Genomic DNA, 11,374 nt, shown 5'->3' on the forward strand with positions numbered 1-11,374 from the left:
CGAAGGGCGGGGCGCCGCTGTACGCGGTCGAAGCCGGTCCATACGGGACGAAGGCCGCGGCCGACGCGGCCCGAACGGCGCTCGCCGGCAACGCGGCCGTCGCGACCCGCCTCGCCGGGGCGGCGATGACGCTGCGCGGGCCGCATTATGCGCGGGCGAGCGCGCACGCCTCCGAAGCGGAGGCGCTCGCGGCCGCGGGGCCGCTATGGGACGCAGGCGTCTATGCCGTCCCCGCGCTGACGAGCGAAGGCGGCGTCGTCCGCTACGAGCTGTGGATCGGCGGGGCGGCGGACGACGCGGCGCTGCAGCAGTCGCTCGCGGCTGCGGCCGCGGCGATCCCGGGGCTCGCCGCAACGCCGGTCGCGCCGACGGTGCGGTATGCGGCCCTACGGCGCGACCGCGCGGGCGACGGCGCGGCGCTCGCCGCGGCCGTCCGGCATCTCGCGGTCGGCGGCGACGGCGCCAAGCTGACCGCCGAGCCGGCGGCCGCTTCGGGCGCAGTGCGCGTCGCGGAGCGGTTCGGCCGGCAATACCGCGGCGCGATCGACGTGTTCGCCTACAACGGCGCGCTCGCGGTCGTCAACCGCGTCGGTCTCGAGACGTACGTCGCCTCCGTCGTCGGCGCGGAGCTCGACGCGTCGTGGCCCACCGAGGTGTTGAAGGCGCAGGCGGTGGCGGCGCGGACGTACGTCCTCAAACAAGGCTGGAAATACGGCGTCGCGCACGTGACGGATACGACGTTCGATCAAGCGTACCGCGGCGTCGAACGGGAATTTCCGGTCATCGTCGAAGCGGCGGCGGCGACGGCCGGCGAGCGGCTGACGCTGCCCGGCGGGACGCTGCTCGACGCCTTCTATCACAGCAACGCCGGCGACCGCACGGCGGATCCGAGCGAGGTGTGGGGCGCTCCGATCCCGGGCATCGCCTCGACGCCGAGTCCGGACGACGCCGCCGAGCGGAAAAAGCTCGTCTGGTACCGCGTCGTGCTGCCCGATCAGCGCATCGGGTACATCCGGTCGGATCTCGTCCGCCTCACGGGCGCGGTCAACGCCGCCGGCTTCCCGAAGGGCGCCGTCGCCGAGGCCGGCGTCAACGTCCGCCTCGCGCCGTACGTAAACAACGACACGAACGCGGCGATCGCGACGCTCGCCGCAGGCACCGCCCTCACCGTCATCGGACGCGATATGGAATCCACCGCATATCAATGGATTCGAGGGCCGATCGACGCGGCGCGGCTCAAGCTGCAGATGGCGGCCAGCGGCGTCGCTTCCGCCGCCGTTACGGCGGCAGGCGATCTGCGGACGATCGAGGTGACGCGGCGGGGGGCGGCCAGCGGCCGGGTGACCGGCGTCGCGATCAACGGCGTCGAAGCGCAAGTCGCGCGCCCGGAGCAATACCGCACGCTGTTCGGTTTGCCGAGCGGCCGCTTCGAAGTCGAACAGACCGCGGCCGTGACGGTGCTCGGCGCGAACGGCCGCAAGACGGAGCTGCCCGCGCCGACCGGCGCGGCGGCGCTGTACGCGGTCGGCGCGGGCGGCGCCGCGAAGCCGATCGCCGCGGAGCAGTACCTGATCGCCGACGGCGGCGGTACCGCGCGCGTCGCGACGCGGGAGCCCGGCTTCCGCTTCCTCGGCTCGGGCTTCGGACACGGCCTCGGCATGTCGCAGTGGGGCGCCTTCGGGCTCGCCGAGCTGGGGTATGACTATAGGAAAATTTTGCAATACTACTATAAAGACGCTAGTATCGTGAAGGAATGAACGAATTGAACGTAGACGCATTCGATTTCGAGCTGCCGGAGCGGCTGATCGCGCAGACGCCTCTCGCCGAGCGCACCGCCTCCCGGCTGATGACGCTGGACAAGCGGACGGGGGCCGTCGAGCATTTGCAATTTTCCGATCTGATTCATAAGCTGCGGCCCGGCGACTTGCTCGTCATGAACGATACGAAGGTGCTGCCCGCGCGCCTGTACGGGTGGAAAGCCGATACGGGAGCGAAGGCGGAGCTGCTGCTCTTGAAGGACCTCGGCGATGGCCGATGGGAGACGCTGGCCCGGCCCGGCAAGCGGCTGAAGACGGGCGCGGTCATTCGCTTCGGGGATGACGAGCATGCGCCGCTGCTGGAGGCGACGGTGGAATCGGAGACGGAGGACGGCGGCCGCATCGTCGCCTTCCGCTACGAAGGCGTCTTTCTAGAGCTGCTCGAACGGCTCGGCACGATGCCGCTTCCTCCGTACATTAAGGAACGACTCGAAGACAGGGACCGCTATCAAACCGTCTACGCGAAGCAGCCCGGCTCGGCGGCGGCGCCGACGGCGGGCCTGCATTTCACCGAGGCGTACCTCGAGCGCATTCGGAACGCGGGCATTCGCACCGCATCCGTCACGCTGCACGTCGGCCTCGGCACGTTCCGACCCGTCTCCGTCGAGACGGTCGACGCGCACAAGATGCATTCGGAGTATTACGAGGTGCCGGCGGAGACGGCGGCGCTCGTGCGGGAGACGAAGGCGAACGGCGGGCGCATCGTGGCGATCGGCACGACGTCGGCTCGGACGCTCGAGACGGCGGCGGACCGCATCCTGGCGGGGCAGAGCGAGGACCTCCGCGGATGGACGGACATTTTCATCTATCCCGGATACGAATTCCGCGCGGTCGACGCGCTGCTGACGAATTTCCACCTGCCGCGCTCGACGCTGCTCATGATGATCGGCGCGCTCGCCGGAACGGAACGCGTGCTGGCGGCTTACCGCGAAGCGGTGGAGCAGGAGTACCGGTTCTTCAGCTTCGGGGACGCGATGTTTATTTCTTAGAAGGAAGTTGGTACGCGGATGACGGCACCCATAACGTACGAATTAATTAAAACTTGCAAGCAAACCGGCGCGCGGCTCGGCCGCGTGCATACGCCGCACGGCAGCTTCGACACGCCGACGTTCATGCCGGTCGGCACGCAGGCGACGGTAAAGACGATGAGCCCGGAAGAAGTGAAGGAGATGGGCGCGGGCATTATCCTCAGCAATACGTACCATCTCTTTCTCCGGCCCGGTCACGAGCTCGTGAAAGAGGCCGGCGGGCTCCATAAGTTCATGAACTGGGACCGCGCGATCTTGACCGACAGCGGCGGCTTCCAGGTGTTTTCGCTGAGCGAGCTTCGGAAAATTACCGAGGAAGGCGTGCATTTCCGTTCCCATCTGAACGGCGACAAGCTGTTCATCGGACCGGAGCAGGCGATGGACATCCAAAACGCGCTCGGCCCGGACATCATGATGGCGTTCGACGAATGTCCGCCATGGCCTGCGGACGAAGCGTACGTGAAGCAATCGACCGAGCGGACGTCGCGTTGGGCGGAACGGTGCCTCAAGGCGCACGCGAGGCCGAACGAGCAAGGCTTGTTCGCGATCGTGCAGGGCGGGATGTACCCGGAATACCGAAAACAAAGCGCCGCCGATTTGACTTCCATGGATTTCCCGGGGTATGCTATTGGTGGACTGAGCGTAGGAGAGCCGAAACATCTCATGTACGAGATGCTCGAGGTGACGACGCCGCTCCTCCCGACGAACAAGCCCCGATATTTAATGGGCGTCGGGTCGCCGGACGCGCTCATCGACGGCTCGATTCGCGGAGTGGATATGTTCGACTGCGTCCTGCCGACGCGCATCGCCCGCAACGGAACGACGATGACGAGCCAAGGCCGGCTGGTCGTGCGCAACGCGAAGTTCGAGCGCGACTTCGGACCGCTCGATCCCGAATGCTCGTGTTATACGTGCCGGAACTATTCTCGCGCCTACATTCGTCACTTGATTAAAGCGGACGAGACGTTCGGCATTCGGCTCACGACGTACCACAACCTGTACTTCTTGATCGACCTGATGCGCAAGGTGCGCCAGGCGATTCTCGAGGATCGGCTCGGCGACTTCCGGGACGCGTTCTTCGAGAAGTACGGGCTCAACGAAGAGAACGCTCGGGGCTTTTAGCACCCCGATCCATTATAAGGAGGAATCCTATCTATGTTTGTTTTGACCCAGCAAGCCGCCGGCGGCGCAAGCATGTGGGGGACGCTCGTCCCGTTCATCGCCATGTTCGCGATTTTTTATTTTCTCCTCATTCGCCCGCAGCAAAAGCGCGCTAAGACGCGCAACATGATGCTCGCGAACGTGAAGAAGGGCGACAAGGTCGTCACGATCGGCGGCATGCACGGCAAGATCGTAGAGCTGACGGACGATACGATGGTTTTGCTCGTGAACGATTCCACGCGGCTGACGTTCAACCGCAGCGCGATCGACAGCGTCGTCTCGAGCGCGCCGGCAGGGGAATAAGCGGAACGAAACAAATACGAAAGCCTCTTGGAGTCCATGACCCCAAGAGGCTTTTATTCGTGTGGGGGATATCGCCTGGATGCGGCTCGACGCGGCACGCGAGGTTGCAATGGAACGGCCGGCCGCTACCGCCGCAGATTGACGCCGATCATTCCGCCGAGCGCTCCGGCCGCGAACGAAAGCAGCAGCAGAACGAGCGTATACACGGTGAACGCCGCGTCGTAGCTCAGGAAGCCGATCAAGACGACGACGGCGCTGTAAAACACGCCCATCATCCCGCCGTAATACCAGCCCTTGCGGCCCGAACGGAAGCCCGTCACGAGGCCGCCGATAAACAGGGCGATGCTGTGAATGATGTACACCGCCGTCGTCATGGAGCCTTCTTTCGCTCCGGTGAATTTGTAAATCGCGGACGCGACGACCGTGGCCGCCGCCATGCACGCAAGAGATACCATGAGCCCCCTGAGGACGGGAGAGCCCGCTTTTACGCCGGAAGACACGCTTTTCATCGGATTCATTCGATCGACCTCCGCCTTGATTTCGAGATGCTTTCGATTACTACACCATATGGCCAAGCTGCCGAAAAAAGACCAAGCTGCCAAAACTTACGTCGTTCCCCGCTGCATGCCTCCGTCCGCCCTCGGTCAAAATATCCCATGCGCTCCACCGTTGCGCGATGTTTCCGACGCGAAGGAGGGACCTCATGGAGGCGGCAACGATTTTCTCGAGAACGGTGCTGATTTATTTCATCATCTACCTTGTCATCCGCGTGATGGGCAAGCGCGAAATCGGCAAGCTGTCCGTTTTCGATCTGGTCATCTCGATTATGATCACGGAGATGGCGGTCATCGTCGTCGAAAACCCGTCCCGCCCGATCTGGGAAGGCGTGCTGCCGATGGCCGTGCTTGCGGTCACGCAAATTTTGATCGCCTACATCACGCTGAAGAGCCGGAAGCTGCGTCTGTTGTTCGAGGGCAAGCCGAGTCCGCTCATCTCGAACGGCAAGCTCGACCGCGAGGAGATGAGAAAGCAACGGTACAGTCTAGACGATCTCATGCTGCAGCTGCGCGAGAAGAACGTCTCGAACGTGGCCGACGTCGAGTTTGCGGTGCTCGAGCCGACGGGGCGGCTGACGCTGATGACCAAAGACGAGTACGCGCTCAAGAGCAAGGCCGACCCTTCCGTGAAGGTGAAGCCGACGTTCCGCTATGAAGGCTTGCCCGTGCCGCTGATCATGGACGGCAAGGTGCAGAACGACGGCCTGGAGAAAATCGGACAAACCCGGTTTTGGTTGAAAAGGGAGCTCGAGTCGCGGGGCGTCAAGGACGTGAAAGACGTGTTTCTTTGCACGATCGATCACCGCGGGCGACTGTTTATCGACAAGAAGTAGCGGTTATTTCCGGCGCTTCCAGAACGGGAGACGTCCGAGGTCGTCCCGATCGATCAGCCCGAAGGCCGCCACGCCGACCAAATAAGCCGCTGCGGCGGCGAAACCCGCGGCCAGGAACCGCGCCAGCGGGGAAGGATGCCACTCGCCGAGGTATATTTCGTGCGCCAGCCAGCCCGCGGCCGCGCCGACGACCGCCGTCTTCAGCAAATCCCCGATCGGAAAATAATATTTTACGAGACGCACGACGCTGTTCCAGTGCAAAATGGTGACGAGCGCGATGTTGACGTTGATCGCGGCGAGTACGCCGTAGATGCCGAATTGCGGCTGCGTCGCGAGGACGTAAATGAGCGTCAGCTTGATGGCAGCGCCATAGAACGTATTCAGCAGCGCGGTGCCGGGCCGGTCCAGCGCTTGCAGCGTCGCCTGCAGCGGGCCTTGGAAATATAACAGGATGGCGACCGGCGCCATCAGCTTCAGCATGCCGCCGACCTCGGCGTCGTTGTAGAGAAAGTAACAGATCGGCTCGGCCAGCACGTACATAAGCACCGCGAACGGAGCGCCGGTAACGAGGGCGAGGCGCAGGCTTTGGTGCAGCCGCATATGAATAAGGCGCATATCGCCTCTGGCGGCCGCCTCGGCGAGCGTCGGGACGAGCGAGACGGACAGCGAATAGGTCAGCACGCCGGGCAGGAGCAGCACGGGGATGACCATGCCTTGCAGAGCGCCGTATTGGGTCGTGGCCGCGACGACGGCGACGCCGGCGACGGCGAGCGCCTTGACCGTCATGACCGACTCCAGGAAGTAGGAAGCCGATCCGACCATGCGGCTGCCGGTGACGGGTACGGCGATGCGCAGCAGCTCCTTTAAGGAGGCCCCCAGCCGGCGCGGCGCGCCGCCGACGCCGATGGTCGCTTGGTTGAACGCTTTATACGCCCCGCGCGTGCGGAAATATTGGAAGACGATCACGGCTAAGCCGCAAACCTCCCCGATCGTGACGCCGAGCATGGCGCCGGCGGCCGCATAAGGAATTCCGTACGGCAGCAGCGCGTAAGCGAGAGCGAGCATCGCGACGATGCGGACGAGCGTTTCGGCGGTTTGGGACAACGCGGTCGGAATCATGTTTTGCCGTCCTTGGAAATACCCGCGGAAGACGGCCGAGACGCCGACGACGAGCAGCATCGGACTCATGGCGTGGAGCGTGTAATACACCCGATCGTCGTTCAGCACCTCCGTCGACAGCCAACGGGCGCCGAGCAGCAGCCCCCCGGTGAAGAGGACGGCGAGCAGGACGGCGAGCGCGAGGGCGATGCGCAGGACGTCTTTCGCCTTACGCTCGTTGCCCTCCGATTCGGCCGCGGCGACGAGCTTGGCGACGGCGAGCGGTATGCCCCCGGTAATGACCGTGAGCAGGACGACGAGCAGCGGGTAGCCGAGCTGATACAGGCCGACCCCTTCCGCGCCGACGACGCGCGGCAGCGTAATGCGAGGGACGAAGCCCAGAATGCGGTTGAGCAGGCCGGCGGCGAGCAAAATCATCGTGCCGCGGATGAACGATTGCTTGGTCATGGAACACGCGCCCTTTCGCGAAATACTGCCGCTGGTACAAGCGATACTACATGGTTATGAGGCGTGTCCCACCATCATGCTAGGTTTTGTGGTACAATGGGCGTAATCGATTCGGATTGGGGGATGCGCATGACCGATTGGGAGCGGGACGAGTCGGAACGCGAGAGACGCGAAGGGTACGGGGAACGCGGTCGGGAGGCGGAGAACGGGGCGGAGCACGAGGCGGAGCACGAGGCGGAACCCAAGGCCGACGATCGGGCGGAGCCGCTCGACGACGAGGCGCTCAACGCGATGATTGAGACGATTTGCAACAGCAAAGCGGACGAGTTTCGGATGCTCGGCTACGACAGCGTGACGGGCAAGGACGTCTGGGACTGCGTCAGTTCGAAATATAAGGAATTGCCGCCCTTACATAAGCTCGTGAACGACATTATGTCGCTCCGGGCGACGGGGTTGATGAACTGGATGACGCTGAGCGCGTGGAAGCAAGCGGAGCGGGAGCCGAAGCCGTAACCGCCTGCCGGTCCGACCGCCGTCGCCTGATCCGACGGGGAGCCTCTTCCGTATTCGCCGGACAAGCCGAACAAGCCGGGCTTGCAAGGGGAAGCGGGGGAGGTTTTTCTTTGGAAGCCCTTTTTTGACTCGCATTTTGGCGGTAGGTATAATGAGACTATTGGACACAGGGAAGGGAGCAACGCTGTCTACTATGGATATGAAACGACTGACGGCCTTCGTCCTCATCGTGCTCGTCACGCTCGGCGTCGTCGCCGGGACGAGCTTGCCGCTCGCCAAGAGCGTGAAGCTGGGGCTCGATTTAAAGGGCGGATTCGAAATTTTGTACGTCGCTTCCCCGCTCGAGGGCGGCGCCGAAGTGACGCGCGAATCGCTTCGCGAGACGGCCCGGAGCCTCGAGACGCGCGTGAACGCGATCGGCACCAGCGAGCCGGAAATTACGCCGGAAGGCGCCGACCGCATCCGCGTGAAGATTCCGGACGCCCGGAACGAGGCGGAGGTGCGGGAAATTTTAAACAAGCCGGCGGAGCTGACGTTCCGCGGGCCGGACGGCAAGAAGGAAATGATCGGCAGCGACTTCGTGCAGGGCGGCGCCTCGGTGCAATTCGACCAGGCCGGCCAGCCGTATATCGCGATCCAAGTCAAGAACGCCGAGAAATTTCGCGACGTGACGGAACGTCTGCTCGGACAGCCGCTCGCCATCTACTTGGACGAGAAGCAGCTCTCGGCGCCGTACGTCCAGAGCGTTATTGCGAACGGACAAGCGTCGATTACCGGAAACTATACGTTCAATGAAGCGAAAGAGCTGGCCGACGTCATCAACCTCGGCGCGCTGCCGCTCAAGCTTACCGAGAAATATACGCAGAGCGTCGGCGCTACGCTCGGGCAGCAGTCGCTCGAGAAGACGCTGCTCGCGGGCGTCATCGGCATGATCATCGTGCTGGTATTTATGGCGGTCGTCTACCGGATCCCGGGGCTCATCGCCGCTTTGTCGATCATCGCCTTCACCTGGCTGCTGATGCTGTCGTTCCGTTTGATGGGCGTGACGCTGACGCTGCCCGGCATCGCCGCGTTCGTATTAGGCATCGGCATGGCGGTCGACGCGAACATCATCACGTACGAGCGGATTAAGGACGAGATTCGAAGCGGCAAGAAAGTGTCTTCCGCGCTGCGGTCCGGCTCGAAAAACAGCTTCCGGACGATTATGGACGCGAACTTGACGACGATCATCGCGGCCGCGGTCATTTTGTTCCTCGGCTCGAGCTCGGTGAAGGGCTTCGGCGTCATTCTCATCGCGAGCATCGTGGCGAGTATTATTACGAACGTCCTCTTTTCGCGCTTGCTGCTTACCTTGCTGGTACGGAGCAAGGCGGTCGATCATCCGAAGTATTTCGGCGTGAAGGAGGACGAAATCAGTGCGTTATAAGATATATCTGGATTTCATTAAGCATCGCAATAAATTTTTCCTGTTCTCCATTGCGATTACCGTCATCGGCATCGTCATGCTGGCGTTCGCCGGCCTGAATTACGGGGTGGACTTCCGCGCCGGGACGAACATGGACGTCGAGATCGGCAAGCCGATCACCGCGGAGCAGGCCGAGGCGATCGTCGCCGAGGCGGGGTATACCGGCGTGCATCCGACGATCGGCGGCGACGGCAGCCGCGTCACGATCCGTTTTCCGAGCACGCTGACCTCGCAAGAGGTCGAGAAGCTCGAGGCGCTGTTCAAGGCCGAGTTCGGCGACCAAGTGTCGCGCGAGGTGAACACGGTCGATCCGGAGCTGGCGCGCGAGCAGCTGCGCCACGCGGTCATCGCGGTGCTCGTGGCGAGCCTCGGCATCATTTTGTACGTGAGTATCCGGTTCGAATGGCGCTTCGCGCTGGCGGGCATCGTCGCCTTGCTGCATGATGCGTTCATCGTCATCAGCATCTTCTCCATTTTCCGGCTCGAGGTGAATTTGCCGTTCATCGTGGCGGTGCTGACGATTATCGGTTACTCGATCAACGATACGATCGTCATCTTCGACCGGATCCGCGAAAACCTCCGTTTCGCCAAGCTGAAGTCGGAGGACGATCTCGCGGAGGTCGTCAATAACAGCATCTGGCAGACGTTCACCCGTTCGATCAACACGGTGCTCACCGTGCTCGTCGCGGCCATCGCGCTGTTCGTCTTCGGAAGCGAGTCGATTCGCCTGTTCTCGCTCGCCATCATCATCGGTCTCGTCGCCGGCGCATATTCTTCCATAGGGATCGCGTCTCCGATTTGGTACGTGATGAAAAAAGGGAGCCTCGGGAGGTCGAAATGACGGAGCAACGATTCGCCAAGGCGGAGTTCGCCGCCTGGCTCGGCATCATCGGAAACTTGGCGTTAGCCATTATGAAAGGCGTCGTAGGCTTCTTCTCCGGCTCCAAGGCGTTGATCGCCGACGCCGCGAACTCCGCCTCCGACGTCGCCGGCTCGTTCGCCGTGCTGATCGGACTTCGCGCGGCGAAGCGGCCGCCGGACAAGGACCATCCGTACGGCCACGGCAAAGCGGAATCGATCGCGGCGATCATCGTATCGGTCCTGTTGCTCCTCGTCGGCTTCGAGGTCGCGCGCGGGGCGATTGTCACGATATTTTTCACCGAAGGGCCGATTCCGGTCCCGGAGGCGTACGCCATCTGGGCGTTGGTAGCCGCGATCGTCGTGAAAGAAATTTTGTTCCGGTATAAATTTCGCCTCGGGAAAGAGCTCAACTCCCAGGCGCTCATCGCGACCGCTTGGGACCACCGCAGCGACGTTATGGCGTCGGGCGCCGCGCTCGTCGGCGTCGCCGGCTCCGTGCTTGGCGGGCGGTACGGCATCGGCTGGCTCGCCTATGCTGACCCGGTCGCCGGTCTGCTCGTCGCCGGTCTCGTGCTGCTTATGGGCTACAGATTAATTATGGAAGCGATCCATAACACGCTCGACCATGTGCTCCATACGGAGGACGCGGAAGAGCTCGTGCAGGCGGCGCAGCATGTGAAGGGCGTCATTACGGTCGACGAGCTGCGCGCCAGAGAGCACGGCCATTACGTGATCGTCGACGCGAAGATCAGCGTCAATCCGCGCATTACCGTGCTGGAGGGCCACGACATCGCCAAGGCGGTCAAGCACGAGCTGATGAACAAGTTTTCCCACGTGTCCGACGTGTTCGTGCACGTGAATCCGTACGATCCGGGGTTTCCGTATAAAAATGTCGGAGACGCCGCGCAAGACGAAACGCCGTCGCTTCTGCACTAAGCAAGCACAGAACATAAGGAGCGATACGTATGCTTTCACCCAAGACGCGCTGGTCGGTTCCGACGCCGGACCCGGCGCGCGTACAACAGTTATGCGCCGCGCTCGGCGTTCGTCCGCTGCTCGCTTCCTTATTGGCCGCCAGGGGCCATACGGAGGAGGAGGCGGCCTTTTTTCTTTCGGAAGAGCTTGTGTTCCACGACCCGCTGCTGCTGGCGGGGATGCCGGCGGCCGTCGCCCGTCTTCGGGAGGCGCTGCAGCGGCAGGAGCGGCTCCTCGTGTACGGCGACTACGACGCGGACGGCGTCAGCGCCGCATCGCTGCTCGTTCGACTATT

At 63.1% G+C, this 11,374-nt stretch carries 11 protein-coding genes and 1 pseudogene; 10 read left to right on the top strand and 2 right to left on the bottom strand.

Annotated features, from left to right (window positions below; genetic code table 11):
* The 4 genes from VEZ38_RS12230 to yajC form a co-directional block, all read left to right on the top strand.
* The coding region (locus VEZ38_RS12230; RefSeq protein ID WP_324893733.1) for a SpoIID/LytB domain-containing protein at positions 1-1,757 on the top strand (1,757 nt) is incomplete at its 5' end.
* Positions 1,758-1,762: 5 nt separating this feature from the next.
* Positions 1,763-2,806, top strand: a complete 1,044-nt coding sequence (gene queA, locus VEZ38_RS12235) for a tRNA preQ1(34) S-adenosylmethionine ribosyltransferase-isomerase QueA (protein ID WP_324893735.1) — start codon at positions 1,763-1,765, stop codon at positions 2,804-2,806.
* Positions 2,807-2,824: 18 nt separating this feature from the next.
* Positions 2,825-3,967, top strand: a complete 1,143-nt coding sequence (gene tgt, locus VEZ38_RS12240) for a tRNA guanosine(34) transglycosylase Tgt (RefSeq protein WP_324893737.1) — start codon at positions 2,825-2,827, stop codon at positions 3,965-3,967.
* A 33-nt stretch (positions 3,968-4,000) separates the two neighbouring features.
* Positions 4,001-4,309 (top strand): preprotein translocase subunit YajC, encoded by a 309-nt coding sequence (gene yajC, locus VEZ38_RS12245; protein ID WP_324893739.1) that lies wholly within the window; start codon positions 4,001-4,003, stop codon positions 4,307-4,309.
* Between the two features lie 125 nt (positions 4,310-4,434).
* On the opposite strand, the gene VEZ38_RS12250 is transcribed toward yajC, so the two are convergent.
* A complete protein-coding gene (locus tag VEZ38_RS12250; protein ID WP_324893741.1) occupies positions 4,435-4,827 on the bottom strand; it encodes a TIGR04086 family membrane protein in 393 nt (130 codons plus the stop codon).
* A 185-nt stretch (positions 4,828-5,012) separates the two neighbouring features.
* Between VEZ38_RS12250 and VEZ38_RS12255 the strand changes: the two genes are divergently transcribed.
* Positions 5,013-5,699, top strand: a complete 687-nt coding sequence (locus VEZ38_RS12255; protein ID WP_324893743.1) for a DUF421 domain-containing protein — start codon at positions 5,013-5,015, stop codon at positions 5,697-5,699.
* A 3-nt stretch (positions 5,700-5,702) separates the two neighbouring features.
* Here the strand turns inward: VEZ38_RS12255 and spoVB are convergent, their stop codons facing one another.
* Positions 5,703-7,265: a stage V sporulation protein B gene (spoVB, locus tag VEZ38_RS12260; protein WP_324893745.1), complete on the bottom strand. Its 1,563-nt coding sequence runs from the start codon at positions 7,263-7,265 to the stop codon at positions 5,703-5,705.
* Between the two features lie 96 nt (positions 7,266-7,361).
* On the opposite strand from spoVB, the gene VEZ38_RS12265 reads away from it, so the two are divergent.
* The 5 genes and pseudogenes from VEZ38_RS12265 to VEZ38_RS12285 all read left to right on the top strand — a co-directional run.
* A complete protein-coding gene (locus VEZ38_RS12265; RefSeq protein ID WP_324893747.1) occupies positions 7,362-7,778 on the top strand; it encodes a post-transcriptional regulator in 417 nt (138 codons plus the stop codon).
* Between the two features lie 199 nt (positions 7,779-7,977).
* On the top strand, positions 7,978-9,204 hold the full coding sequence (secD, locus tag VEZ38_RS12270) for a protein translocase subunit SecD (protein WP_324893752.1): 1,227 nt from the start codon (positions 7,978-7,980) through the stop codon (positions 9,202-9,204).
* Positions 9,194-10,084 carry a protein translocase subunit SecF gene (gene secF / locus VEZ38_RS12275; RefSeq protein ID WP_324893748.1) on the top strand — a complete coding sequence of 297 codons (891 nt, stop codon included), beginning with the start codon at positions 9,194-9,196 and terminating at the stop codon, positions 10,082-10,084. Before secD ends, secF begins: the two co-directional genes overlap by 11 nt.
* On the top strand, positions 10,081-11,040 hold the full coding sequence (locus VEZ38_RS12280) for a cation diffusion facilitator family transporter (RefSeq protein ID WP_324893750.1): 960 nt from the start codon (positions 10,081-10,083) through the stop codon (positions 11,038-11,040). The genes secF and VEZ38_RS12280 overlap by 4 nt, the downstream gene beginning before the upstream one ends.
* A gap of 29 nt (positions 11,041-11,069) precedes the next feature.
* A pseudogene (locus tag VEZ38_RS12285) lies at positions 11,070-11,374 on the top strand (single-stranded-DNA-specific exonuclease RecJ); the annotation flags it as partial.

This window comes from Paenibacillus sp. (assembly GCF_035645235.1).
Lineage (GTDB): Bacteria > Bacillota > Bacilli > Paenibacillales > YIM-B00363 > Paenibacillus_AE.

Bases quoted from the DNA above. Each gene is read 5' to 3' on its own strand.
- tgt (WP_324893737.1), top strand. From the start codon at position 2,825: ATGACGGCACCCATAACGTACGAATTAATTAAAACTTGCAAGCAAACC.
- yajC (WP_324893739.1), top strand. From the start codon at position 4,001: ATGTTTGTTTTGACCCAGCAAGCCGCCGGCGGCGCAAGCATGTGGGGG.
- VEZ38_RS12250 (WP_324893741.1), bottom strand. From the start codon at position 4,827: ATGAATCCGATGAAAAGCGTGTCTTCCGGCGTAAAAGCGGGCTCTCCC.
- VEZ38_RS12255 (WP_324893743.1), top strand. From the start codon at position 5,013: ATGGAGGCGGCAACGATTTTCTCGAGAACGGTGCTGATTTATTTCATC.
- spoVB (WP_324893745.1), bottom strand. From the start codon at position 7,265: ATGACCAAGCAATCGTTCATCCGCGGCACGATGATTTTGCTCGCCGCC.
- VEZ38_RS12265 (WP_324893747.1), top strand. From the start codon at position 7,362: ATGGGCGTAATCGATTCGGATTGGGGGATGCGCATGACCGATTGGGAG.
- secD (WP_324893752.1), top strand. From the start codon at position 7,978: ATGAAACGACTGACGGCCTTCGTCCTCATCGTGCTCGTCACGCTCGGC.
- VEZ38_RS12280 (WP_324893750.1), top strand. From the start codon at position 10,081: ATGACGGAGCAACGATTCGCCAAGGCGGAGTTCGCCGCCTGGCTCGGC.